Genomic DNA, 25,537 nt, shown 5'->3' with positions numbered 1-25,537 from the left:
GACAAACATGAAGAAGATCGACTGGAATATTCAAGGGGCCTATTTGCTGGTTGTAATTATTTGCGCAACTTCGCTCCTTGACGCAGATGAGATCACTCCAGCCGACGATTCACTGCCTGCAATTGAGCCGCGAACCGAAGAGGTCGAAGGAGAATCCGGTGAGACGATCCCCAAGGAACCGAGCCCAGATTCGGAAACAGTGTCTGAGGAGGAAACTCCTAATCCTGCACATGTGCAATTCTCGAAAAAGAACTATTTCGTTCCACGCTATATTGAGAGGAACATCCTGACACAGAAACCTGTGGCAATTGTTAATCCGTTCGTAGTTTCCACCAAAAGCCTGGAACCTGGCCAGAAAATTAAAGCCGTTGAAATATTTGTTCTAAGAGTCAATGGAGAGACTGTAGCGTTATTTGATACAGTGATTGCAGTTCTGGATGTCACCTGGAGTCCTCAAGGGGAAATCACAAAACTGATTCTGTCGGGAGACGAAGAACTCCAGAAACAACTAGCTCGGGTCCCTCAGGAAAGTCTGCAATTCCGAGTTGTTGGTGTTGATCTGGAAAATGGAGTCATTCCTGCCCCGGAGCATCAGGTAGCAACAGATGCTGAGTCCCTACTGAAATGGGCATTGACTGTGCGACGGCAGCAGGCTGGGGGTGATGTGGGAGATGTCATGTTATCTCCTGAAGACAGCAGGAGTCTGTTAATTGATCCTGAGAAACTGGAGTTGCATGAGAACTATATTCTAAATCCCTACCCACTCGACTCACCTGGCTGGCGTAATTCATTTGAGGCATTACAAAGTGTCGGTGAAGGGACACGACGTTCGAAACTCCTGCGAGTCTTCCTGGAAGATCCTCAGCCGGAGGAACGAATTACACTGCAGGGTCAAAAGAGTATTAAAATGTTTTATCGATCCCCCACTGGAGCTAGCTCTCCTATTCAAGCTGCACCTCGGAATAAGAACAGCAAAACTTTCCATCGAATTTACCCGGGGGATAGTTCAACAGCAGATGGAACCTATCATGAAATCTATCCCGGCCAGTTTTCCGGTTTTACCTATTTCAGTCGCGCTGCCGGCAGTTTGAAAATTGCGTCTCCTTATCATCTGCCAGCGATCATCGAACTCCCACCTCCTGAAGAAGAAGTTGGAGCGTTAGGAGAAGTGATGCTGCTGCGTCCGAAATGGCATGAGCTTTCGACGATGCTCGTTACCTTAACTGATGCCGACGGTCAACCTGTCAAAGACTGGCACTTCAGTTACGGTCCGATCACTTTTGGTGGCCCTTACGGCTATACCAAAACACTCAGCAATCAGGGAATGGCAATTGTCGAAGGATTGGCCCCACAAAGTTTTCAGGTTGGATTTTCCGAAAAACCATTGGCGAAGTTCCGCTCTAGTATTGAACTAAAGCCGGGGCATCTCACAAGAATCGCGTTTCGACTCGATGCAAACGGTGAATTGCTTGAGCCGAATGTCAGTCAGTATCCCTGGAATGATGTGCCTGAGGATGAGGTGACCGAAGCCGCTGCAGAGGCTGAGTGATCAGTAACACAAAAAGCCCTCGTTCCGAAGAGCGAGGGCTTTTTTAATTTCCAGTTCTCGAAGTCTATTACAGAGTCCAGCCTTCGCGGTAATCGCGAGAGAGGAACTTGTTCGCTTCAGGAACATTTGTGATTTTGCCAGCTTCGGCATCCCATTCGATTTTTGTTCCAGCTCGCATGGCTGCGTTGCCAAGCAGGATGGTTTCGGTCAGACGGGAAGCATAGTTGAAGTTGGACATCGCAGGATCGCCACCGGCACAGGCCAGTGCGTACTCTTTGAAATGTCCTGGAGAACGAGGCAGTTTCTGTTCGGGCTTCTTGTAGTCGCTGAACTTGTCGCGAGGCAGAAGTACGTATTTCGCACCGTAATCGTTTGGTGAGAACATGGCTCCTTCCGTTCCGATGAGAATCGAACCACTGTTTGGCACATCTTCCCCTTTGAGGATATCCAGATCTGGACGACGTCCGCCATCGTACCAGTGCATTTTAACAGCTGGCCGTTTGTCGGTCGCTGGGAACTGGAAGACGATCGAAGAAGATTTCGGATAAGATTCGTTTTCGACAATGCCGGTCGTTTCCGCAACGACGGAAGTCGGATCGAACAGATCGAGAGCCATCACAGCCATGTTGGCGGTGTGACAGGCCATATCGCCCAGGGCTCCTGTGCCGAAGTCCAACCAGCCACGCCATTTGAATGGGAGATAAGCAGGATTGTAGGGCCGTTCAGGAGCAGGTCCGAGGAACAGATCCCAATGGAGTCCTTTAGGAATTTCTGGAGTTCCCTCGGGGCGCCCTTCTCCCTGCGGCCAGACTGGACGATTCGTCCAGACGTGCACATCAGTGACTGTTCCAATCGCTCCCGACTGAACAACTTCGACACCTTCGCGGAGTCCATTTTCCGATGTTCCCTGATTACCCATCTGAGTAGCAACACCATGTTCATTGGCCAGTTTTCGCAGGACTCGGGCTTCATGGACCGACCATGTCAGAGGTTTCTGGCAGAAGCAGTGCTTACCCATTTTCATGGCCATGGCTGAAGCCGGGGCGTGAGAGTGGTCGGGCGTACTGACGGTTACGCCATCAATTTGATCTCCCATCTCGGTCAGCATTTCACGATAATCGACAAACTTCTTCGCATCCGGATAGCGACGGGCTTTCTTGTCGAGTCGATTTTCATCAATATCGCAAAGGGCAACAACATTGCCATAACGGCCAGCTTCATCGGTATCGCTCGAACCTTTTCCTTCAACACCAATACAGGCGAAGTTCAGCTTTTCGTTCGGGCTATCACTCAGTGCAACGCTCGGGGAACCGGCGACCCAGTAGGCAGCGCCAGCGACAGCAGTTGTCTTTAAGAAGTCGCGTCTCGTATTGTTGTTAGTCATAGAATTCCTATCTTCATCTAAACGAATATGGGTGAGCGGGAAGTCCGTCGTAATGAACTTCCCAGCCGTTTCAAAAGAATCCATCAGTCTTGATTGATCTTATCGTACCAATTTACTCAATCAATTTTGAAGTCAATCCTCAAGAAATTCCTATTTTTCAGTTGAAACCTCTCATACTGAAAAAATTAGATCCTGCCAGCGGATTTCCCGTTTGAACAGTGAACTCAGGTGCGTTACTCTGGAAGGTTGGCTTAGGACCCTATCGGATATACCCACACTGACAGACCATCATTCTGCTCGAAAGTAGCTCTGAATATGAAACTCGCATTTGCAACCGTTGCACTTCTTCTAACCGCTCCATTTCTGATTGTCGGCTGCAAACCTGCACCACCGACACCACCAGCAACTTCAGAACAGTCTCAACCTGAAAATGCGGCAGAGCCACCTGCTGCAGCAGACGATGCCGAAGCGGTCGCTAAACTTGAAACGCTTGGCGCGCAGTTGGATAAGAATGAAGCCGGCAATGTCACACTTGTCGATTTCTCTGGAACACAAGCAGGCGATGCCGATTTGGAGTACCTGAAGGGACTACCCGACTTATCTCGATTAATCCTGTTTGGCCCGACCTTCACGAATGCAGGAATGAAAACTGTTGGATCGCTCAACACACTCCAATTACTCTCCCTCGAAAAAGCATTACTCGATGACCCGGGCCTCAAAGAACTTTCAGGTCTGACGAATCTGATCGCGTTACGACTGCGTCAAACCGATATTTCCAACGAAGGTCTCAAGCATCTTTCCGGAATGGATAAACTTCGCGAACTCGATTTGCGATTCACGAATATCACAGACGATGGTCTGCCCTACCTGAAAGAACTCGATTCTGTTTCGACCATTAAACTTGAACGAACTAACGTAACCGATGTCGGTGCAAAAACACTGGCCGAGATTCCGACTCTTCGCCGCGTCAACTTAAACCTGACTGTTGTTTCCAATGAAGGGGCGATCGCTCTGACTCAGAATCCTGAATTACAGGGACTGGAACTGGATGACACTTCCATTGACGATGCGGCTCTCGAACCCGTCGGCAAGTTGAAAAAACTGGACACGCTCCATTTGCGTCGCGACAACGTGGGCGATGAAGGATTTGGGCATCTCGCCGGAATGCAGTCGATCAAGACTCTGCTCATTCGCGATACCGTCATCAGCGATGCTGGCTGCGAACATATTGGCACATTGAGCAACCTCGAAGTTCTCGATCTCAACGAAACTTTCATCGGCGATGCTGGACTGGCTCATTTGAATTCTCTCAAAAAACTCCGAGTCCTCGAACTCTGGTTCACAAGAATTACTAATGAAGGTCTCGCCAGCATCAGTGGGATGACAACACTGACAGAATTGAATCTGCAGGACACGCAAATCCAGGATGCCGCCCTGCAGCATCTCAAACCTCTGGAAAATCTGCAGTCTCTCAATCTCAAACTGACCGGCGTGACCGACGAAGGGCTCAAAGATCTGCACGGATTGAAGAAACTCAAAACACTCAACCTCGGCAATACGCAAGTCACCGATGAAGGAATAGAAGCGATCAAAGCCGCAATTCCTGGTCTGCAGGTTCAGGCTTATTAATGATTGAAGATGACTTGAGGGGGGCTCTAAGAAAACGGAATCCCCTCGATTTCAATTTGGCCTCACTGATCTAAACCACTATGAAATAGATGTGGCAGATGATTTTGAGTACGATTTCAGCGTAGCATCTTGAGGAACTGCTTTGCGGTTCTGGTGTTGGCGACATCTTTTTTGGTCAGTCCAGCTCGGCGGGCCTGATAGACTCCCCACTGCATCAAGTCGAAGCCGGCAGTCGAGTGGGCATCGGTATTGATGACTATTGGAATTCCCATCTCTTTAGCCTGAGCTGCTCGAATATCATCCAGATCGAGCCGAGAGGGATGTGCATTGAGTTCCAGCATCACGCCATGATCGGCTGCGGCTTGAAAGATCGTCTCGTAATCGACATCCGCTCCCGGTCGCTTGCCGATCAAACGTCCCGATAAATGACCGAGCATATGCACATGCGGATTTTCAATTGCAGTCAACAGACGCTTTGTAATCTGTTCGCGAGGTTGTTTGAGTCCGTAATGAAGAACGGCAATGACCCAGTCCGCCTCGGCTAAAACATCATCCGGCAAATCCAGCGTCGCATCTTCCAGAATGTCGCATTCAATCCCGCAGTAGACTTCGATGTCGGAATAGTGTTCACGGATTTTCCGAATCTCCTCCCAGTGCGCCCGTAAGCGATCCGCATCGAGTCCGTTCGCCATCGTCACTCGTTTGGAGTGATCGGTGATCGCAATATATTTGTGGCCACGTTCGCGAGCCCCTTCGATCATTTGTTCGATGGTCGCGGTCCCATCAGTCGCGGTCGTGTGCATGTGCAGGTCGCCACGGATGTCGCTGACTTCGAGCAGGTCAGGAATCCTTCCATTTTCAGCGGCTATGAATTCGCGTCGATTCTCCCTCAACTCCGGTGGAATCCAGGGCAGATCGAGCGCCTCGTAGACTTCCTCCTCAGTCGCTGCGGCTTTAGGGTCTTCTCCATGAAACAATCCATACTCATTCAGTTTGAGATCGCGTTCTTTAGCAAGTCGACGTGTTACAATATTGTGTTCTTTCGAGCCCGTAAAATACTGCAGGGCGGCTCCAAAACTTTCTTTGGGCACAACCCGCAAATCCATTTCGAGTGAAATACGATTTCCATCCGGTGTCATGCAGGGGGAGAGTGGTTGAAAGCGAACACGTTGTTTGGTTTCTCCGCGAGCGATAACGTTTTCTGTCAGGGGATGATTGGCCAGGTAGTCCATCGCTTCGGTGGGATCGTCTGCTGTCGCAAGCATGTCGAGATCGCCGACCGTTTCCTTGAGTCTTCGAACACTCCCGGCAACCGAAACCTGATCGACCGACTTGAGCTTTCTCAGCTGATCGGCAATGGCATCGACAAACGGTTTTGCATCGGCCAGATACATCCTCACACCCGCCTGTTCGAGTTGTTCCAGGCCTTCGAGAATGATCTGCTCGGTCTTTTTGCCGAAGCCTTTGAGTTCGGAGATCTTGCCTTCCTCAGCCGCATGTTTTAGAAGTTCGAGAGAGGTGATTTTCAAATCATGGTACAGTGTGGCCACTTTCTTAGGACCGATGCCAGGAATTCGCAACATCCGTACGACATCAGCTGGAATTTTCGCTTTCAGCTCTTCGAGCTGTCTCAGTTCGCCAGTTGAAAGAATGGCTTCAATTTTTTCCGCGAGATCCTTCCCAATTCCCTGCAATTCCTGCAGTTGGGCGGGATCATCTTCGACAATCGAAGCGAGCGATTCCGACAAGCCTTCAATTGTGCGGGAAGCATTTCGATAAGCACGCACACGAAATGCATTCGCACCTTCCAACTCCAGTAAATCAGCCAGTTGATCGAACTGATCGGCAATTTTTGCGTTGTTCATATTTTTTCACTGTCAGCGAAATCTGGACACTCTAAAATTGTAGGCCCAACATCTCTCAACATCATCTCTATTCAAAATGGAGGAGCAGGCAAACTGCCTGCGGAATAGCAAATTGAGGATGACATTTAGAGCTCGACAGAGCACTACGGCGTTATTGAATTTGCTGCTGGACAAGGATGTTCAGTCGCTCGGCAATTTGAGGGTACTTGTCCGCAACGTCGTATTTTTCATTGGGATCTGTTTCTAAATTATAGAGCTGTCCCTGTTTTCCCGGTGGTTGAACCCATTTCCATTTTCCATCTCGAACCGCTTGCCATGATTTGCGGCTGAGTTCCTGATGTGCTCCCGTTACAAAAACTAGAGGAGGGCGAGCAGGAAGTTGCCCGCCCTTAAATACTGGAACCAGCGAGATTCCATCCAGCTGCTGTTTTCCGAGATCACTTCCTGCGATTTCCAGTAGTGTGGGATAGAAATCGACGGCACAGGTCACGTCATCCGATACGCTACCCGGTTCGATTTCGCCTGGCCAGCGAATCAGGCAGGGAACCTTCAAGCCTCCCTCATACAGCGTCGCTTTTCCACCTCGAAGCGGAATGTTACTCCCCCCATAATCGGGATCACCACCGTGATCCGTCATGAAAATGACAAGCGTATTCTTCGTCATTTTCAAATCATCGAGCCTCTGCAGGATGCGACCGATTCCTTCGTCCATACCGACTACTTTCGCGGCAAAACTTCGTCGTAGAGGATCTTCAATTTCAGCAACTTTTGCCAGATCATCAGGCTTCGGTTGCATCACATTGACGGTCGAATTTGCCTGTAGATCATACCCCTTCCCAAAATGAGGAGCATTGTATGCGATATGCAGATACAAAGGCCTTTCGCTTCCGGCATGGGCATTAAGAACTCGAACCGCTTCCGCGGTGATGACATCTGTCGCGTAGCCCTCGATATCAACCAGTTCTTCACCTCGATACCAGTCCGGCTGATTGCCATAGTTCAGCGTAAAGAAATCGACGCACCCTCCCGTGTGGCCAAAGAACGAATCGAAGCCATGTTTTGTCGGCCAGAAAATTTTCGATCCATGTCCCAGATGCCATTTCCCGACCAAAGCCGTTTGGTATCCCGCATCGGCCAGTCGAGAAACATAGGTGACTTCCTGAGAATGAATGCCACGCTCGGCATCCCTATCAGAAAGGAACATCAAAGCCCCGAGCAGATGATCCTGTGAACGATGAGCAAACTGGCCGGTCAATAAACCAAATCGGGAAGGCGTACAAATGCTGCTGGCGGCATAAAACTCAGTCAACTTCAAGCCTTCTGCTGCCAGACGATCGATGTTGGGAGTCGAGATTTCACTGCCGTAACAGCCGACATCGTGATAACCCTGATCATCCGTGAAAATCATTAAAATGTTGGGCCGCTCGGCGGCGAGTAACACGGGGCAACTGCAAGCACACAAGGCAAGTAGAAAACCACCACAGAAGTTTAGTCTCAAACTCATTGGAAGATCTCCCGAAAAGAATCTCATTCATCAGAGCGGAATAGGGATGGCGAAGCAGGAGTAACTACTTGCAGAATTCAGCTTCTGTTATTGAATTGACTCTATCGGTTCGCAATGAGTTTGAAAAGTCGATGGATTCAGGAAGTTTGATGAGGCTGCTGGATCGTGGACCAGGTCTGGCAGAGTTCAACCAGACGCTCTGCCGATTCACAGTACGAAAAGAATTTCATTTGTTTTAACAGCTCTGGCGTTGCTGCTCGACCGCCAATGATGATAGCGACTCGATCACCATATTTTTGATAGAACGTCTGATACTCCTGGAGAAACTGGTTGACGTCTCGAAGATAAGAGAGGCTGAGCCACAACATTGTGGGGTTCAAAGCATCGATGGCAGAAGCAAAGGTTTCCAGCGGCAAGTTTTCTCCCAATGAGGTCGCATTCCAGCCGATTTCTTTGAGCACGGTTTCAATAACCAGTGAAGGAATTTTATAGGGATCGCCCGAGACTGCCCCGCCAATCGCCTGCGGAGCCTCAGCCGGGGGCTCATCAATCATACGACGAAGGTCATGGATCAGGATTGTGACAATCTCACAGCCACGACGCTCCTGAAAAATCTGAACATCACCGCACTGCCAACGATCACCTATCAGATGCAATGCCGGGACAATTATCGTTTCCATAATTTGCAAAACGCTCAAGCCGGATAAATAAAGCTCAGAAATGATCTGCCTGCTGCGAGTTTCGTCAAGATTAAGCAATGCCTCGCAGAGCTGTTCTGAGAGTTTTTCAGGATCAGCATTTTCATCGGCAGGAAAAGCAGGCAATCCAAGCAATTCAGGATGAACCAATGTCTTGTTGCTGTCCCTGAGGAACTGGAGCAGTGATTTTGTGCCGACACGACGGTGCCCTCCAGACGTGTATTGTGTCTTGAGTCGACCGCTATCACACCAGCGTTTGACGGAAGATTCGCTCACCTGTAAGGCTTCAGCGATTTGTTTTGGACTTAACATCATATGTTCGAGACTGTTTACAGAAGTCTTGGGTTGCTTAGTAAGTTAACGTTTTGGTCGTTTTTTAACCCTCTAATATGTTAAACGATAGCACCTTTACCACCCTAGTCCGATGGCATGACTGTTAAATATTGAATATTTATGAAATTTTGTCTTCAAATCACCTTGCGTAATAAAACAAGCCGTATATTATTAAATGAACGTTTTGAACGTTTTTTAGGTTTTGCAAAATCTTGAGCCCCACATTCATTCTGTACCACAAACCACAAACGGAGATGAACGATGAAATTTTCACATGTATTTGTAGCTGGACTTGCTCTGCTCTCGACCGCAATTGCACCAGTCGCAGCTTGCGACAAGAAGGCAGATATTGTCGACACCGCAGTCGCAGCAGATGACTTCAACACATTAGTGGCAGCAGTCCAGGCAGCTGGTCTAGTGGAAGCACTCAAAAGCGAAGGTCCATTGACTGTTTTCGCACCAACTGATGCAGCTTTTGCAGCTTTACCAGAGGGAACTGTCGAAAGCCTGCTCAAGCCTGAAAATAAAGACAAATTGATCAGTATTCTGAAATACCATGTCGTTGCAGGCAAAGTGATGGCCAAAGATGTCGTGAAATTGAAAAAGGCCAAAACTCTTAACGGGAGCGCAGTGAAAATTGATGCTCACGATGGAGTGAAAATCAACAATGCCACTGTTATCAAGGCAGACATTGTGACCAGCAACGGTGTCATTCATGTGATCGATACAGTTCTTCTCCCATAATCGGGATCAGCTTGAATTTCAGCCTATCGATTTAGCTGATTGGGTCAGGGATTTGACATATCCCTGACCGAGTCAGATTTTTTCAAGAACGAGAATATTTTATTTTACTTCACTCTCTTATTGGCAGTCTTGGAGTCATGTTATGAATCAGTCCCCGGATGTAAAAAATAATGAATTGACGAGTGAAGCAACAAGCGGTCCGCAATTGGTACAATCTCAATCGATAAACAGCATTGCACTGGATCGGAATAAACGACTCACTAGAAAAAGATTGTCAGAACTCGCAACGGCCCTACTCGGGCAGGAAATAGAATATATTTCTGACCGCCGTTATCAGCAAAAAAATGCTGCCAAAGAATTTGAAAACAATGAATTTGACACATATTTACGGAATTTAGAGATGGAGATTCGTCCGAATGACGACTCCTCATCGCTGGAAATGTCTTCTTGCATGGGGCAGGCACCTTTATTGACACCTGAAAACGAAGCTTGCTTTTTTAGTCAGATGAACTATCTCAAGTTTCGCTTTAACCAGCTTCGGTCAAAAATCGATCCTGAAAATCCAGATCGGAAACTCATCCTTGAGGCTCAGGCAAAACTGAATAAGGCGATTTCAATCAGGGATCTAATTATCCGCTCTAATTTGCGATTGGTCATGTCAATCACGAGAAAATTTGTTACCCCTCTAATGTCTTTCGATGATCTTTTCAGTGATGGAGTGATGGCTCTGATGCAGGCCGTCGAAAAATTCGACATCGGACGGGGTTATCGCTTCAGCACCTATGGGTATTACTCGATCTCCAGAAGTATGTATCGTTTCACTAAAAGGCTGCGTAAAAAAATGCTCAGCGTGGAGTCATTCGAGTTAAACTCAGAATCCGACAAAACTGGAGATTCCATTCTGCCGGAACAATCCTGGAGCACACTCTCCAATCAATTGAGTGACATGGTGACCCAACTCGATGAACGCGAACAATGGATCATTCGTCAGAGGTATTCATTTGACGGCCTCGGAAAAGCTCCCACCTACAAACAATTGGCTGAAAAGCTAGGTGTTTGTAACGAACGTGTCCGTCAGTTGGAAAAACGGGCGTTGCTCAAGTTAAGAAATATGCAGGAAACTTTAGTCATTGACGATCTCCTGGAAGTTGCGATGCGTTAAGCTCTGCTATCTCTTTTTCATGAAGTCTGACAGCTTATCTGGCTGCCGGACTTTTTTTATTGACTTATTCAAGTTCAGCCCTAACCATGAATTTACTGTCTCTGGCATTGTTTTTATGGTATAACTGATATCGACATTTGGAATCCAGATGGTGTTCCATGTCTTCAATTCCCAAAATAATGCTCGATAGAGCCCCACCTGCACTTTGCGGAACACATTCCGCCCCGAGAGAACGGATGATTCATGACTGCCAAGCATATTGTGCTGATTGAAGATGATCGAGAAATTTCCACCACATTGCAGGCTGTCCTGAACAATGCTGGCTATCGTGTGACAGCTTGCAACAACGGGATGGATGGTCAAAAAGCGATCACGAGCGAAAAGCCGGATCTCGTCGTGACCGATATGATGATGCCCCGCATGGGGGGATTCCCAGTCCTCGAGTTCCTGAAAACACTCGACAATCCTCCGAAAGTTATCATGGTGACCGCCAATGAAGGCGGGCGGCATAAAGCCTATGCAGAAATGCTGGGCGTGGCGGCTTATCTCCGAAAACCATTCGCGATGGACCTGTTCTTGGACACAATTGCCAATGTGCTCAAAGATGTGGAACCGAGTCCGCCACTGAAACGACGCACGAAAAAAAGCTGATTCTCAGATATTACTGAGCAATCTTCAGTTGATGTTATTGTCTTTTGACGTGTGCCACTGATGAAGTCGGATTGCATGCCATCAAAGACAAAATGCACATCCACGTCCTGCACGCAACCTGACTCTCTTGCTCGGACGGCATCACATGCAACTCGAATTATGCCACAAAGGTCGCCCCGAACGGCCAACCATCAATGCGGGGCATCCACTGAAAAAATTGACGATTGGATAATTCTTGTTTCCAGTTCAGATCGTTACAGGTCAGGCGCACTGCCTGACGAAACGTGCGTGCCGCCTTGATTATTGTGGGCGCAGCCTGCCCTGCACCTTCATCACAAATCCTCGAAGGTCACTTTAGGCTTGCCATGCTGCACGATGCAAACATGGCACCCAGCTCATTTGACTTTCCGCTCTTGCCTCCCCGGATTCGTTTCAAGCTGCATATCCCGAATAACCGATACAGTCGATACGTGCGCGATTTATTACCGCGTGGAAGAAGCTATTCTGGCGATCTCAGAGGGAATTCTGAGTAATCGCCAGCGGCTCTCCGTTATAGATAAATTGTCGTAACTTATTGTCAGGACAGCTATTGTGAGAAATTACAATGGAGACTTAAGTTGCAGTTGGCACGTTGAGGGGAATCTGCATTTCGATGGATCGGGGCAGTCGCGGAAGTTGGTATCGCTGTTCAATTGGGACAGATCCGATACCTGAACTCGCCAGGGGGCAGTAATGAGACGGTTCTCAATTTTTATGATAGTCTGCACACTCTGCAGTGGAGCATTTCCATTGTCGAGCAGTCGGGCCGCTGAACCTGCGACAATCATTACGGCTCGTGATGAGTTCACCATTCCGTTCCGATACGATCAGGAACTCCTCTCCCGCTTGCAGGCCCGCGAAGTGGTGCTGTTCGTTTCGGTGGATGAAGGTCGCAGTTGGAACGAAGCGGCCACTCAACCGATCGATCATCAGGAATTTCAATTTGAACCGACTGGCGAAGGTGAATACTGGTTTTCGGTCTCGATTCGAGATTCCGGAAGACGCCTGCATCCCGACCCCAAGAAAAGTCCACCCGGGTTGAAGGTTGTCGTCGATCGACAAAACCCGGAACTTCAACTTCAATTGACTCGCGAATCGGGAGGCCGCGTTGGCCTTTCCTGGAAGATAAAAGATGCTCATGCCGATGTCGAAACATTGATCCTTGAATTTCGCAATACTTCTGCCGACGACTGGAAGATGGTCTACATTGCCAAAGCCATGTCGGGTCAAACGGCATGGAAAATTCAGCCCGGTCAATTGCCAGAAGTTCGGGGCCAGGTTTTTGATACTGCTGGGAACGTTACACAGAACCTCGTGGTCCTGGGAGAACTTCCTGTAGAGCCAAAACCGATTCAGAAGAAGTCAAAACCGGTCAGCAACATTGAAAATATCAGTGAACCGCATGAAGAACTCTCGTTGCCTGTGTTACAACCTGTTGATAAGCCGAACCCGGAAAGCGTGGCCAATGATGCCATGCCTCTGATTATTCCGAAGCAGGTCAAAGTCGGCGAAAAACCTCAGGCACCAACATTGCCATCGTTTCCATCACCATCGGTCGAGCCACAAATCAGTTCTGTTCCGATGCTGACTGCACCGATGCAGACTCCTGCATTTGAAGCAGTTCCTCAGCAATCGACTTATTCAATGCCCGAAACATATCCATACCAGGCGATAATCCCTGCTCCCATCAATAAGATCGAAGGTGTGCGATCCCGTCATGTCAACGGCCATCAATTTCATATCGATTATCAGGTTGCTGGCGTCGGTCCTTCCGGAGTTGGAGCCGTGGAGTTGTTTATCACACAGGACAATGGTCAGCAGTGGTGGCGGTATGGAGTGGATGCCGATTTGAAAAGTCCGATGGAAGTTTCCGTTCCCAAAGATGGACGCTACGGTTTTCACTTCCGAATTCACAGCGGCGTCGGCAATGCCGAACCACCTCCACAACCGCGACAAAAACCACAAATTGATGTCTTTGTCGATTCCCATCCGCCTCAACTGCAGTTGTTGAAAAGTTATCAGGGACACGGCCCGCATATCAATCAATTGACCGTTCAGTGGCGTCTGCACGACGATTTCCCAGCCGAAAAGCCGGTGTCGTTGTACTACTCCGCCAACGTGAACGGTCCCTGGCAGCAGGTAGACGGCGGCATCCAGAACACGGGCACATTCAGTTTCGAATTGCCCGATCACGCCCCCACTCGAATGTACCTGCGCATGGTTGCTTTCGATGCGGCTGGAAATACAACCGAACAAATCTCACGAGAACCACTCCTCATCGACCTCTCACGCCCGACCGCCCGAGTAATTACAATCGATGCCATTCGGTAGAGTAAGCCGACAAGCACGAAGCGAAAGCGAGAGAGTCAACACACGTTACATGAAAATCATAACCCGAAGCGTGAGCGAGGGGACGGCGCGATTTGTATTGATTGATTGCCTATTAATTTTAAAGGGCGACGGATTTTCTTTTGCGAATACATACAGGTGGTTTAGGAATGCGTTTAACTCAGTTGTAGATTGAACGCCGTCCCCTCGCTCACGCTTCGGGTTGAGATTGTTTTCTTTCCCCAAGTTCCCCTGGGGAACAGGAAAAATATAAATTACACAGATTTCTTCAAAAATACATGACTCTGATTCAGAATCTCTCGCAAAGATTCACAACATGTCTGCACGGAAATCACCGCTTGCTGAAAGTTCGTATGTGTTGACGCTTCCGGGGCGTCGATGGCGAATTGACGGGTTGCTGCTTCCAGTTTGCCGATTTTCTTGCTAAGCATCTTGAAGTAACCAGCAGGATTATCGACACGAGTTTCTAAAGCTCGTGAGGTGTCGAACACGCTGCGAACAATACCCATCAGTTCTGGAAAATCTTCCACTTCATCAGAATGCTTGATGAAAGTCCGTACCATCCACGCATGAGCCATCACTTTCTGACTGGAAGTGACGAGTTGATTCAATTCCTCATTAGTGGAATTCGAATTCTCTGGCTGGGTATTGGATTCTGAATTCACGGAAGTTGCCTGATCATACCTTAGAAATTATTTGACGGTCATTGGTTTTACACGAAATACTTCTGCCAGTGCAAGCAGACCTGCAACGGAGAAAAACAACAATGCAACACCAAGCAATGTATTACTCCACAGCGGATTTCGATTCTCACGCCCGATCATACGTGAACTGTTTCCCAAAATCAGGAGAACGACTGCAAGGAGGGGGATTAGCAACGCACCGCAAATCGCATAGATTTTCTGCAGCGATTTGAAGTTCGTCGAGAGGGCGAGAATCGGGATAAACGCCATGGCGATTAAGTACAGACGATACGGCCAGCTTCGAACGTTGACCGATTGACAATCCCGTTTGCAAAATTTGGCAGCAAGCGATTCATAAACATCAGCAAACAGATACGGCACAGACTGCCAGACACCCAGTAAACTGCTCGCAACCGCTCCCCAGGCTCCGACCAAAAAAATCCACTTCATCGGTGTACCGAAGTTGCCGAAGACTTCCTGCAGTTTCTCAGCGATAACAACAATTGTTTTTGAGGAAGCTCCTTTTTCGATGACAATTTCTGAGCCGATCACCACCATCGCCATTCCAAAGATGGCGGTCATCAGATAGCCACTCGCCAGATCGATTCGACATGTCGGAAGATCTTTGAGAGACACCCGCCCTTCTTCCCGGATCCAGTATCCGTAACAGAGAATTGTCAACGTGCCACCGATACCGCCGAGCAGGGCAATCGTCCAGTTTGTGCCTTGTCCATCTGCATGAGGTATGGTTGGCCAGAATATGCCCGAGAGAACGTCCAGCAGATTTGGCTGCATTGCGACGGCGGTCAACACCACGGTCACGAACATCACACCGATGCAGACAGTCATCACTTTTTCAAAGAGCCGATATCCTCCTGTGAATACCAATCCGACCGCAACAAGACTATGCAGAATTCCCCAGTACCATTTGTCGTTCTCGGGAGAACCAAACACAGGAAGAATCGCATGCATGACGACGCCGCAGGCGCTCATCAATGCTGCGGAAACAAAGTAAGTCCAGAGGATGAGATAGGCTAGAAATGCCAGCAGAAAAATTGTTCCGAAATAGCGAAAACAACCTTCAAGCAGTGTCGTTTCAGTCGCCAGTTGCCAGCGAGTGAGTCCTTCGTTCATCGCATATTTAAAGAGAGCACCGACAATCACCGCCCACAGAATGGCAACTCCCAGCAGACTCCCCGTCAAAGCTCCAGTCGCCAGATCGCCCGCTCCCACTCCCGTCGCCGCAACCAGGATTCCGGGACCAATCAGCTTCACTTTATCGAGTATTCGAGTCATGATTGGTCTGCCTGAATTATTAACCGCCAAGACGCCAAGGAGTATAAGTTAATATATAGGCACGAAGCGCAAGCGAGTGTGTTCTTTATGTGAGACTCACTCGCTTGCGCTTCGTGCTTATATTCTCCTACATGTCTGATTTTATCCAGAAAATATCCTTCTTGGTGGTTCATTATAAGATCATCACCGAGGTTCAATCTGCACCAGGTACGCTTTCAGGTACTCCGTTTCCGGGCAGTGAGCCGCGACGGGATGATCGGACGCCGCTCCCCATTTTCGCAAGAAGCGACCACAACTGTTATCTGGAATCGAGGCTGCGATCGTCTTGGACAATTCCTCTGGCGGCATTAAGCCAGAGCAACTGCAGGAGAGCAGCAATCCACCCGGTGCGACCAGTTGCGTTGCCAGCCGATTCATATCGTAATATTTCTTCCGGCCTTCTTCGTAATCTTCTCGACGGTTAATCAGCTTCGGTGGATCGAGAATTACGACATCGTATTGTTTGCCGTTCGTAATCATGTCCCGCATATACGGAAATGCATCGGCATGTACAAAGCGGATGTTTTGCTTATTCAATTTTGCGTTGGCCTTGGCTGTCTCAATCGCATCTTCATCGAGGTCCACTCCAGTGACTTCAGCCGCGCTGCCTAATCGTTTGGCCTGCACAGAAAATCCGCCGGTATAACAACACAAGTCGAGAACGGATTTCCCTTCGCAGAATTTGGCCAGTTGCTGACGATTGTCCCGCTGATCACAGAAGAATCCGGTCTTATGTCCTTCATCAAAATCGACTTTGAACTTCGTGCCGAATTCTTCAACCATTGATTGTTTCGGACAATCAGGCGAACTGAGCCCCGGTTCGTTAAAACCTTCATGGTCGAGAGAATGCGGGGCCGAGGTGATCCGCCAGTGCTCGGTTTTTAATTCCGCCTGAATCAATTCCAGAATTCCTTGGGCTCGACGATACATCCCCAGCGAAAAGCACTCTGCACTCAGAATGTTGTCGTATCGATCAATCACAATCCCGGGCAGCAAATCCGCTTCTGCATGAATAACTCGATACGCATTGGTATCGGCATCCACCTTGAGCAGATCTCTGCGAACACTGCAGGCCTGCTGAGCGATTCGTTTCCACCAGGCATAGCTGGGGACTTCGTCTGTCCGATTTAAAACTCGAATCGTCGCCTCGGCTCGGGAGTTGAATAGACCATGCCCGAAGTGGGTCCCATCACTCAATTCGAGTCTGACGAGATCGCCCGGTCGGGCACGGGTATCAAAGTTGCCGAGCCGTTTGCGATAGAGAATGGGATGCCTCACGGGAGCCTTCACTTCCACGACAGGAAGATTCCCGGACGGCTCTTCTTCCAGATCGATCGGTAAAAAATGTTCTTCGGCCAGTGGGCCACGCGAAACCGGTTTGGAGTTTCGCTTCACATGCTTCATGTAAGGTTTTCTTTGAGGACTCATAAGGAGCTTAATTTGATAGGTCAGGAATTGCCTGATGATTTTTTGGTTGATCAACAAAGGTGGCGGATCGCACTCGTCTTATAACACAAGCACGACTTGTCTGCTCGCATTATGACCGCAGCAAATTAAGAATGTAAGGATCGGACAGCGATTCTGCGATGTATTTCGCACTCGAGAAGTCCTGGCCTCGGCTGAATTCATGTGGGACAGACACAATATGAGTCCCCGCAGCCGCGGCTGCCTTCGTGCCATTGCTGCTGTCTTCAAGTACAAGAACATTCGCTGGGGAGTGTCCCAACTCATGCGTCGCTTTTAGATAAATCTCGGGATGGGGCTTCCCGTGTTCCACGTCGTTCGAGGTGAAAGTCTTCTGGAATCGGTCGAGGATGCTGAAGTGTGTCAAAATCTCTTCGAGATAGTCCCGACCGGAAGAGGTCGCCACCGCCTTGGGCAATTCCTGCTGTTCGATAAGATCGAGCAAATCAAACAGCCCCGGCATCGGCTCGATGTGATCGAACAGCAGGGCATGAAAAATCTCATTCGACTCGACCTGCAACTCTTCGATGCTCTCGGTGAAATTGCAGTGATCAATCATCTCAGCAAACGCTTCATGAGCCCGGCGACCCATCATCCGATCGATCACAGGCTGCACATCGGTTATCCCGCGCCGCCGTAGAAGCTCGGTGCCTGTTTTATTGAAAATCATTTCCGTATTAAACATCAAGCCATCGAGATCAAACACGACAGCCGTAATCTTAGGTTTCATCAGGTTCTTTTCGATTGAAGTTCCGGCAAGCGAACTGACGATTATCAGTTTTAAGCCATTGCACTACAGTTCCTGGGTTGGATTTACATAGCGTAACTCAAGAAGATTCGCTTGTCGAATCCGTCGAGAAGTCCGAGAAGGGACAACAGGCCTTAGCTTTTCAGTTGACGAATATTGTCTACAAATCAGCAATTACTCAAACAGCGGCCGGACCACTGGAGTGGAGTTGGCAGTTTCATCGGAGAAGACGGGATCCTGAAGATACAACTCAGGATTCAGTTCGAGTGCTGCCCCTGCTTCGGGGAGTAGAATGGGCGTAGGTGTCAGTTCGGTATCCGTTTCGGATTCCGGTTTCTGATCTTGAGAATTTTCATACACTGGAATCTCTGAAGGCATTTCCTCAGGAGTCATTAAGTAGGGCATTCCCATTTCTTCGACAGGTTCAGCAATGATTTCCTGATCGTTTGGATCTGGAGTCATTCCGTGACTGATCACACGCGGAGGTTTGATCCAGCGTGGAACTTTCGGCATCGGCTGTTTCAGATCAGACTTGCGAGCTGCGTACTGATGGGCACCTTCTGACCAAGGTCCTTCCGAGGTATGCACGCCGCAATATTCGAGATAGGATCCTTTCTCAAAGTGCACGTTTCTGATCGCAACATTGTAATCCAACACCGCTGAATAATAAGAGCTTTTTGCAGAGGCAAATCGTCGCTGAGCTTCCAGGACCAGATTCAATGGAGCTTGATCGGCTTCATAAGCAGCATTGAGTGCATTCACCTGATCCCCAGCCGCTTCAAGACGCTCCCGCACTGTCTGCATCACTTCCCATGCTCGGACCGATTCAGACATCGCATTGCTTAGTTCAAGTACGATTACGCGTTCCTGTTCTTTGAGAACCTGACGAGCACGAGCCAGTTTGAACTCCGCATTTCTCATCCCGGAATGCGCCTGGCGATTTCCCAGTGGGACATCCAGTTCAACTCCGAGTTCCCATTCCTGGAAACGTCCGCTCGCCAAATCTCCGTAAGCACTATCGAAGCGGGGTGCACCACCATTACTTGGATTCGTCAGTGTTTCCCCAAATCCACGCCAGCGATACAACGCAACCAGGTCGAGATCTGGCAGCAGCAATTTCTTGGCAGCGATCATCTCAAGTTCACGCTGTTTAATCACCCATTTCTGTCGACGAAGTTCTGGTCGTTGATCGACTGATTCTGCCAGATTTGTCTCCCAGTTGAAACAGACGGGAGCAGCCAACGGTTCATCGACAGGTCGCACCAGGCTGCCATCGTTAATCGGCATGCCAATCAGATATCGCAGGCGTCGTTCCAGTCGGAGCACTCCTCCATTACTTTTGAACGAACCGGCTGAGGTTCCATTGTAGGTTTTCGTATTGTCTTCCGGACGCCCGTTCAAGGCATTCTGCATATCTTCTTCGAAGCGATAATACTGCTCGCGAGCCTGGGCTTCCTTATCGGCTTCACCACCGGCTCTGCCAAGTTGTTTCAGAGCATCCACCCGTCTCCACAATTCCAGAGAGGCATCCCGAGCGGCGATCTTCGTCTCCAGGTCTCGATAAGCAAAATACAAATCCCAATAGGCATTCTCGACTTCAGCGACAAAATCGCGAATCGCAATCTCAAAATCACTTTGGGAAATGTCGGTATTAGTTCGAGCAATTAAGACACCATTGTAGAGGCCAGGAGTCTGGCTGTTACCGACGGTTTGCCAGTAATCGACGCCGTAACCTTTTAGCAACGGTTGACGCATCTCGGCTTCGAGTTGAGTCGTCCAGGCTCCGGGGAATTGGTTTCCGGGAGCGTTATTTTTGTCGTAATCGGTAATGTTTCGCAGATAGTATTCTGTACCGGAGGCAGACTGTTTCCCCAGCTGGGCCTGCAAAACGGTCGCTTCCTGCTGCAGTAATCGTGTACCACCTCCGAAGAACTGATTGTTCAAAGCCCGGTCGTTGTTCTGATGAATCACGCTGGCACCAAATGAGGTGTCAAAGGCACTCAAGGCAGCCTGGACACCAAAGCGCGGATCGGATTCGACCAAAGCCGGATCGAACGACGTGGTCACGGATTCGGGAGATCGCAGAATGGTCACTCCCAGATTGCGAATGACTTTCGATTTTTCCAGAGCCAGTGAAACGGCTTTGGAGAGTTCAAGGTTGTGATAGGTAATCGAATCGAGATCGGTCACCAGACTGATCGGGTTACTGTTGAGCAATGCATCGCTGGGAACCGGTTGTTCCAGCTGAGGATATTCAATTTGAGCAGCAGCGGTCTGGTAATACTTCTGAGTTTCCGTTGAGACCCCAGCGGTTGGTTTACCGGGCCAGTGACAACCGGTCAACTGACATAACGCCAGCGAAAGTGTTCCTATACTGAATAGAAACAGCCCCCGCGCAAATCGATTGACCGTTTTTGAACGGACAGGCTCGAAAGCATCAAATTGTGGAGTTGGCTCAGCCAAAATTGATCCCGTCCCTGGGAAATAATGTCCATTGCGAGCTGAAAGTGTCACAATGCGTCCTGTCAAATGACAACAACGAACTCAAAATGTAAGTACACCTTCCATCGTTCTATCGGTGATTGGAGTGGGGTGAAACAAAGAAAACACGACCGAAATGATCCGCAAGACCGGAATGACAGTAATAAGCAACCTAAACAACCTATATTGACAGATATACGTTCTTCAAAAACTTAACTTCAGGGACAATGCAATTCGAAGTGCAGTCTGATAAAACGCAGTGAAGAAGGTCGGACTGTTTTTGATCTCAAGTCAATGTGGCAGGACGCTTTGCTGCCCCATCCATAAATGTCTCATCGATTTCCTATGCAAAAATCAAAATCCAATATTGCTGAAGAAATCAGCCAACTTGTTCCAGAAGCGACATCCTGGTTGCTTTGGCAGATTGATTCCGAAAATGGCTTTCATCTTGTGGCCAGTCACGGATTTGGTGACCAGGATGCCACTTCAATCTATCAGAAATGGGCAGGGCATCACGAATTATTACAGCGAGCTGCGGAACAAAAGACCGTCCTCAAGGCTCAGGGACAAGCCTCGCAAATCAAATCGTCTGAGGCGGTCAGCCTGGAACTGATCGCCGTCCCACTGATTGAAAACGATGTCGCATTAGGCATCTTTGAAATGATTGTCACGAATCAAATTTCGATGGAGCCATTTTTACAATCCGACCGCATTCACCAGGTGACTCACGAGTATGGGCCAGGGTGGCTCAAAAATTTACTTCCAGCGACTCCAGATAATAATTTTCAATCTCTGGAATTGCTGCAGCAGTTCTGGCGAATCCAGCAAGAGACTCCCCCCGCTGAATGTTTGCAGGCGTTGCTGGAATTACTGGTCGTCCATGGTTACACAAATCGCTGCAGTCTTTTTCAAAAGGTGGGGCAAAAGACTCAATTGCTGGCAATCAGCGGTGGATCGGAAATCGACTCCCGTTCTCCAGCGTTGCGTAATCTGACACAGTTTGCCAGTACTCTTTTCGACAACGATTTCCCAGAGCCCAGAACGTTCCAGGCACAAGACCTGAAAGACTATTCATTATCTGCTAAATCAATTCACGTTTTTGAAGTCGATCCTGCAGGACAGTTTCATCATCCCTCCCGACTCCTGCTTGAATCGTTTCAAACTCCCCGGATGACAATCAATCCCGAGTTGATCGAGGAGTTTCCCGTATGGCGACTGGTGTTATCTGCTCAGAAAAAGCAGACTTCAACAAAACGTTCGAGAAGCTGGTGGCTGTGGCCTGCAGGCTTGGTCATTGCAGCCGTTCTTGTACTCCTGCCAATACCGATGACAATCTCTGCTGAGGGATATCTTGTTCCGGAGGATCGAAGAAATCTGTATGCTCCGGAAACGGGCACGATCCATGCCAATGATTTGCATCTTCCAGAGAATCGTATCGTCGACAAAGATCAACTGTTGTTGACGATTACGAGCCTGGATCTGGAAACTCGCTTGAGTGCTCTGGATGGCGAAGTTGCCACTCTGAATGAGCAGATTCGCAGCCTGCGTAACACCCGCCCGGAAGCGGAACGCCGCAATGATGGCCGGGATACGGTCGATGTGAACATCGGGATCCGACTGGCTGAGCTCAAAGCAGAACTACAGGGCCTACAGGCAGAACAGTCTCTAGTGAAACATCGTATTGAGTCTCTCAAATTGAACAGTCCGCTAGCCGGACAGATTCTCACCTGGGATGCCGAGCATCAGCTAGCCGGTCGCCCTGTGCAGTCGGGTCAACACCTGTTGACGGTAGGTGATCCTCATTCCAGTTGGGAGGCGATTGTCGAGGTTCGAGATGTTGATTTGCAATTCGTGAAACAAACTCTGGAAGCGGCTCCCCAACAGGAGTGGAAATTGGTTTCGCTGGCAGAAGCAAAGAGTCGCTGGAGCGGAGTCCTGAAAATCCTCTCGCCGACTGTCGAACAACATCCGACGGGCCAGGCGTTTGCAGTCGCAGCGATCGACTTGCAGGCACCGGAAGCTGACCAACTCCCAGGAACACGAATTCGGGCTACTCTCGATTGTGGGAAATATCCACTCGGATATGTGATTTTTCGAGCCCCAATCGAAACCCTGCGGTCCTATCTATGGTGGTAAAGCAGATTGACAATACCTGGACAGGGATCGGACTGTTGAATAATTGAAATGCTTTCTGGAGCATTTTCAAAATCACCTGCAGCGTTCAGCAGGAGCAAACACAGCGTTTTTAGGACATTTGATGTCCATGCGACTGCAGATACCATTTGAAAATGGTCTAGAGCCTGTCCCAATTGGAAAGCGGATTTCCTTTAGCATCTTAAACAGGACCAAACGAGTTTGATTATTTCCCGGTTTTCATTTGAAAGCCGTAAACAGCATAATCAAAACTGAATTGCTGATGTTTTATCGGTCGGTTTCGACCTGATTGAACTGGTTGACTCCCCCACGCTGGAAGAAGTCAGACAGATCGACCACGGCTGGGCCGAGCAGGAACATGAACACGGCCGGCATCAGACATAGAACTGTTGGAAACAACAGTTTGAATGTCGCGGCATTGGCTTTCTGATCGGCTCGCTGTTGTAAAGTCGCTCGCATTCCGTCGGAATATTCGGTCAATGAATCGCTGACGTTCGTTCCCATGCGTTCGGTTTGAATCAACAGGGAAGACAACGAGTGTAACTCAGGAACATCGACACGTTCGTTGAGGTTCATCAGGGCATGTTCGGTTGTGCTTAAGTCGGCTTGTTCGGCGACGATTCGCAGTTCTTCGGACATCGCCGGATAGGTTTCGGAAATTTCCCAGGAGACGCGAGCCAGAGCCGATCGCAAAGTCATTCCCTGACTGACGCACATATTGAGCAGGTCAATCACGTCCGGCAAAGCGTTTTCAATTTCCTTACGACGTTGAGCCGCTTTGGAGCGGATGAAAACCCGCGGCATCGCCCAGCCGAGCCCGGCACCGACAACGATTAACAGGATAAAAATCCATTCAATTGCTGGTGGAGCCAGAATCAGAAGGCCGCCGAAAATCAGGATCGGTGCCATCAGTCCGAGATACCGAGCGGCTGCAAAGTTATCGTAGGCGTGAGGAGTGTAATATCCGGCCTGAATCAGATCTTTCTTCAGTGCCGCCTTTCGCTCGTCGGTTTCGGGCATCAATGAAGCGAGGGCTGGTGTTAAACTTGATCCATATCGATAGTCGCTACGATCCGCGAAAGGAATGTCACTGGAACTGACTCGTGGCAAATCGACCTGTTGCCCAGTGATCGGTTTCCCGAACAGAGAGCGTGATGTCCAGCTTCGTTGTTTGCCTGTGTACTCTCGGGTTTCTTTGGAGGAAGCGACCTGGAAAGTACGTTGAGGTTGAGACGATTCTTTCACCATCGACTCTTCGGACGAAAGAACCGGCATTGGTTCATCGACTTCATCGCGTTCATCGCGGAAGATGGAATCCTCAGCTGGTGCGAGGACTCGTTGATCGCCACTGGTTTCATCTTTAAGCAGGGAATCAGCAGAGCGAGCAAATGATTGCCGAGAATCGTCTGAAGTCAGGGTCACTGCAGGCTGATCGCGATCCCGCTGCATCTCTGGTCGAGGCTGAGTCTTTGTGGCAGGGGTCGACTTCGACGAAGACCCACTAGTGATCCAGCGAAAAAACCGTCTCAAGAGCATGATGGCCAACAGGGCGCAAGCAGCAATGAAAATCCAGATCGCAATCTGATATAGAGTCGTGCCTGCAAATTCGGTCTGTTGTAAGTATTCTCGGATATTCATAATCGTCATCCAAATGGCTGAGCCGGTTTGTTACGAAATTCGCTTTTATAGATTCATTTCGGGCGCCCCATCGCAGCTAGGCGATGGTTGCGTCCGATTAATTTTTCAACTGATCGTAAAAATATACGCACAATGCGTATGCGAATAACCGTGCCTTCACTGGCACGGCTCGCTTGTTTCTTACGTGTTCTGAGTGTTTCCCAGAATTCTCCAGATCCAGATCGCTCCTACGATTTCCAGAAAGATTCCCATCATCGTGATGAAGAAGCCCCAATCAGAATTCATTAGTCTGCTCAGGTAATTTGGATCGCGGAAAATAAAGAATGCCAGAATCGCTGGTGGCAACAGGATCATCAAAATAGCCGTCGCCCGGCTACCTGCTGTAATCGCTCGCAAACGTCCCAGGAACATCGATCGATCTCGAAGTGTCTTCGAAAGTCGCTCCAAAACTCGAACCAGATCTCCCCCAGTCTGCTGGTGAACGCTCAATGCAGTCGCCAGAATTCGCAGGCCATTCACACCCGTTCTTTCTGGAAGTTCGTACAAGGCTTCATTCATGGTGACGCCCATCTGCAATTTACGAACACAGTGGTCCATTTCATCACCGAGTGGACCGGGGGTATCTTCTGCCACCATTTCCAGACACTGATCCAGACTCCGTCCCGTACGGGCGGCTCGGGCCAGTTCATCAATCATCGGTGGCATTTGTCGTAAAATCATCGATTGTCGTCTCGATCGCATCGCCATCAGAATTGCAATCGGAATCGCAAAACCAAGCAGTACTCCAATAGCCGTTGCAATTGGGTCTTCCAATACAACGTATATGAAAATGCCCATCGCAATAGAAAGCCAACCACATAACACAAGTGCGGCCATCGGAGAAATCGGCAAACCCGATTGAATCATCAGTCGATCAAACCACGTATTAATCCCGTTCAATCCACTTGTGTTCTCTGAAGTCGCATATTGATCCTGCGGCTTGAGAATGTCCGCGAATTCGGGGCGCGATTTGATTTGATTTGGTTGTGAATATCCTGTAGCCATCGCGGCAACCTTTTCGATTCCTGTCGAAGATGTTCCACTCGCGAACGATTCACGTTTGGTCATCTTAGCAGTCATTGATAAGA

Annotated in this window: 18 protein-coding genes; 7 read left to right on the top strand and 11 right to left on the bottom strand. The window is 49.0% G+C overall.

The genetic code is table 11. The features are described 5' to 3' along the window. Positions 1-7: 7 nt before the first annotated feature. Entirely contained in the window at positions 8-1,549 is a 1,542-nt protein-coding gene (locus Pan54_RS01345; protein ID WP_146501737.1) for a hypothetical protein, read from the top strand. A 67-nt stretch (positions 1,550-1,616) separates the two neighbouring features. Here the strand turns inward: Pan54_RS01345 and Pan54_RS01340 are convergent, their stop codons facing one another. Continuing rightward, a complete protein-coding gene (locus Pan54_RS01340; RefSeq protein ID WP_146501735.1) occupies positions 1,617-2,933 on the bottom strand; it encodes a Gfo/Idh/MocA family oxidoreductase in 1,317 nt (438 codons plus the stop codon). Between the two features lie 315 nt (positions 2,934-3,248). On the opposite strand from Pan54_RS01340, the gene Pan54_RS01335 reads away from it, so the two are divergent. Beyond that, on the top strand, positions 3,249-4,562 hold the full coding sequence (locus Pan54_RS01335) for a leucine-rich repeat domain-containing protein (RefSeq protein WP_146501733.1): 1,314 nt from the start codon (positions 3,249-3,251) through the stop codon (positions 4,560-4,562). 116 nt (positions 4,563-4,678) lie between these two features. On the opposite strand, the gene polX is transcribed toward Pan54_RS01335, so the two are convergent. The 3 genes from polX to Pan54_RS01320 all read right to left on the bottom strand — a co-directional run bounded on the left by polX (position 4,679) and on the right by Pan54_RS01320 (position 8,941). Further along, positions 4,679-6,427 carry a DNA polymerase/3'-5' exonuclease PolX gene (gene polX / locus Pan54_RS01330; protein ID WP_146501731.1) on the bottom strand — a complete coding sequence of 583 codons (1,749 nt, stop codon included), beginning with the start codon at positions 6,425-6,427 and terminating at the stop codon, positions 4,679-4,681. A 151-nt stretch (positions 6,428-6,578) separates the two neighbouring features. After that, positions 6,579-7,931, bottom strand: coding sequence for a sulfatase family protein (locus Pan54_RS01325; RefSeq protein WP_165441517.1), 1,353 nt, complete (start codon positions 7,929-7,931; stop codon positions 6,579-6,581). Between the two features lie 137 nt (positions 7,932-8,068). After that, positions 8,069-8,941: a MerR family transcriptional regulator gene (locus Pan54_RS01320; RefSeq protein WP_261343162.1), complete on the bottom strand. Its 873-nt coding sequence runs from the start codon at positions 8,939-8,941 to the stop codon at positions 8,069-8,071. Positions 8,942-9,223: 282 nt separating this feature from the next. Between Pan54_RS01320 and Pan54_RS01315 the strand changes: the two genes are divergently transcribed. From Pan54_RS01315 to Pan54_RS01295, 4 genes are all read left to right on the top strand, one after another. Then, on the top strand, positions 9,224-9,706 hold the full coding sequence (locus Pan54_RS01315; RefSeq protein ID WP_146501725.1) for a fasciclin domain-containing protein: 483 nt from the start codon (positions 9,224-9,226) through the stop codon (positions 9,704-9,706). Between the two features lie 142 nt (positions 9,707-9,848). After that, on the top strand, positions 9,849-10,868 hold the full coding sequence (locus Pan54_RS01310) for a sigma-70 family RNA polymerase sigma factor (protein ID WP_146501723.1): 1,020 nt from the start codon (positions 9,849-9,851) through the stop codon (positions 10,866-10,868). Positions 10,869-11,111: 243 nt separating this feature from the next. Continuing rightward, positions 11,112-11,519, top strand: a complete 408-nt coding sequence (locus Pan54_RS01305; RefSeq protein WP_146501721.1) for a response regulator transcription factor — start codon at positions 11,112-11,114, stop codon at positions 11,517-11,519. A gap of 732 nt (positions 11,520-12,251) precedes the next feature. Beyond that, entirely contained in the window at positions 12,252-13,889 is a 1,638-nt protein-coding gene (locus Pan54_RS01295) for a hypothetical protein (RefSeq protein ID WP_146501720.1), read from the top strand. Between the two features lie 272 nt (positions 13,890-14,161). Here the strand turns inward: Pan54_RS01295 and Pan54_RS01290 are convergent, their stop codons facing one another. From Pan54_RS01290 to Pan54_RS01270, 5 genes are all read right to left on the bottom strand, one after another. Further along, positions 14,162-14,572 (bottom strand): amidohydrolase, encoded by a 411-nt coding sequence (locus Pan54_RS01290; protein ID WP_242631187.1) that lies wholly within the window; start codon positions 14,570-14,572, stop codon positions 14,162-14,164. Positions 14,573-14,599: 27 nt separating this feature from the next. Next, on the bottom strand, positions 14,600-15,886 hold the full coding sequence (locus Pan54_RS01285) for an Nramp family divalent metal transporter (RefSeq protein WP_146501718.1): 1,287 nt from the start codon (positions 15,884-15,886) through the stop codon (positions 14,600-14,602). Between the two features lie 183 nt (positions 15,887-16,069). Next, entirely contained in the window at positions 16,070-17,329 is a 1,260-nt protein-coding gene (locus Pan54_RS01280) for a class I SAM-dependent rRNA methyltransferase (protein ID WP_165441515.1), read from the bottom strand. A gap of 133 nt (positions 17,330-17,462) precedes the next feature. After that, positions 17,463-18,119 carry an HAD family hydrolase gene (locus tag Pan54_RS01275; RefSeq protein WP_146501714.1) on the bottom strand — a complete coding sequence of 219 codons (657 nt, stop codon included), beginning with the start codon at positions 18,117-18,119 and terminating at the stop codon, positions 17,463-17,465. Between the two features lie 192 nt (positions 18,120-18,311). Next, complete coding sequence (locus Pan54_RS01270) at positions 18,312-20,651, bottom strand: TolC family protein (RefSeq protein WP_165441514.1); 2,340 nt, start codon at positions 20,649-20,651, stop codon at positions 18,312-18,314. Between the two features lie 312 nt (positions 20,652-20,963). On the opposite strand from Pan54_RS01270, the gene Pan54_RS01265 reads away from it, so the two are divergent. Next, positions 20,964-22,754: an HlyD family efflux transporter periplasmic adaptor subunit gene (locus Pan54_RS01265; RefSeq protein ID WP_165441513.1), complete on the top strand. Its 1,791-nt coding sequence runs from the start codon at positions 20,964-20,966 to the stop codon at positions 22,752-22,754. Between the two features lie 285 nt (positions 22,755-23,039). Here the strand turns inward: Pan54_RS01265 and Pan54_RS01260 are convergent, their stop codons facing one another. Both Pan54_RS01260 and Pan54_RS01255 read right to left on the bottom strand, forming a co-directional pair. Beyond that, complete coding sequence (locus Pan54_RS01260) at positions 23,040-24,410, bottom strand: type II secretion system F family protein (protein ID WP_165441512.1); 1,371 nt, start codon at positions 24,408-24,410, stop codon at positions 23,040-23,042. 180 nt (positions 24,411-24,590) lie between these two features. Beyond that, positions 24,591-25,517 carry a type II secretion system F family protein gene (locus Pan54_RS01255; protein WP_242631186.1) on the bottom strand — a complete coding sequence of 309 codons (927 nt, stop codon included), beginning with the start codon at positions 25,515-25,517 and terminating at the stop codon, positions 24,591-24,593. Positions 25,518-25,537 lie beyond the last annotated feature (20 nt).

Origin of the sequence: Rubinisphaera italica, assembly GCF_007859715.1 — a bacterium.
GTDB classification, from domain to species: domain Bacteria; phylum Planctomycetota; class Planctomycetia; order Planctomycetales; family Planctomycetaceae; genus Rubinisphaera; species Rubinisphaera italica.
The sequence above is the reverse complement of the archived record's forward strand: the minus strand, read 5'-3'. Positions and strand labels throughout refer to the sequence as shown.

Excerpts from the sequence above, each read along its gene's own strand:
- Pan54_RS01345 (WP_146501737.1), top strand. The coding sequence starts at position 8 with ATGAAGAAGATCGACTGGAATATTCAAGGGGCCTATTTGCTGGTTGTA.
- Pan54_RS01340 (WP_146501735.1), bottom strand. The coding sequence starts at position 2,933 with ATGACTAACAACAATACGAGACGCGACTTCTTAAAGACAACTGCTGTC.
- Pan54_RS01335 (WP_146501733.1), top strand. The coding sequence starts at position 3,249 with ATGAAACTCGCATTTGCAACCGTTGCACTTCTTCTAACCGCTCCATTT.
- polX (WP_146501731.1), bottom strand. The coding sequence starts at position 6,427 with ATGAACAACGCAAAAATTGCCGATCAGTTCGATCAACTGGCTGATTTA.
- Pan54_RS01325 (WP_165441517.1), bottom strand. The coding sequence starts at position 7,931 with ATGAGTTTGAGACTAAACTTCTGTGGTGGTTTTCTACTTGCCTTGTGT.
- Pan54_RS01320 (WP_261343162.1), bottom strand. The coding sequence starts at position 8,941 with ATGTTAAGTCCAAAACAAATCGCTGAAGCCTTACAGGTGAGCGAATCT.
- Pan54_RS01315 (WP_146501725.1), top strand. The coding sequence starts at position 9,224 with ATGAAATTTTCACATGTATTTGTAGCTGGACTTGCTCTGCTCTCGACC.
- Pan54_RS01310 (WP_146501723.1), top strand. The coding sequence starts at position 9,849 with ATGAATCAGTCCCCGGATGTAAAAAATAATGAATTGACGAGTGAAGCA.
- Pan54_RS01305 (WP_146501721.1), top strand. The coding sequence starts at position 11,112 with ATGACTGCCAAGCATATTGTGCTGATTGAAGATGATCGAGAAATTTCC.
- Pan54_RS01295 (WP_146501720.1), top strand. The coding sequence starts at position 12,252 with ATGAGACGGTTCTCAATTTTTATGATAGTCTGCACACTCTGCAGTGGA.
- Pan54_RS01285 (WP_146501718.1), bottom strand. The coding sequence starts at position 15,886 with ATGACTCGAATACTCGATAAAGTGAAGCTGATTGGTCCCGGAATCCTG.
- Pan54_RS01280 (WP_165441515.1), bottom strand. The coding sequence starts at position 17,329 with ATGAAGCATGTGAAGCGAAACTCCAAACCGGTTTCGCGTGGCCCACTG.
- Pan54_RS01275 (WP_146501714.1), bottom strand. The coding sequence starts at position 18,119 with ATGAAACCTAAGATTACGGCTGTCGTGTTTGATCTCGATGGCTTGATG.
- Pan54_RS01265 (WP_165441513.1), top strand. The coding sequence starts at position 20,964 with ATGCAAAAATCAAAATCCAATATTGCTGAAGAAATCAGCCAACTTGTT.
- Pan54_RS01260 (WP_165441512.1), bottom strand. The coding sequence starts at position 24,410 with ATGAATATCCGAGAATACTTACAACAGACCGAATTTGCAGGCACGACT.
- Pan54_RS01255 (WP_242631186.1), bottom strand. The coding sequence starts at position 25,517 with ATGACCAAACGTGAATCGTTCGCGAGTGGAACATCTTCGACAGGAATC.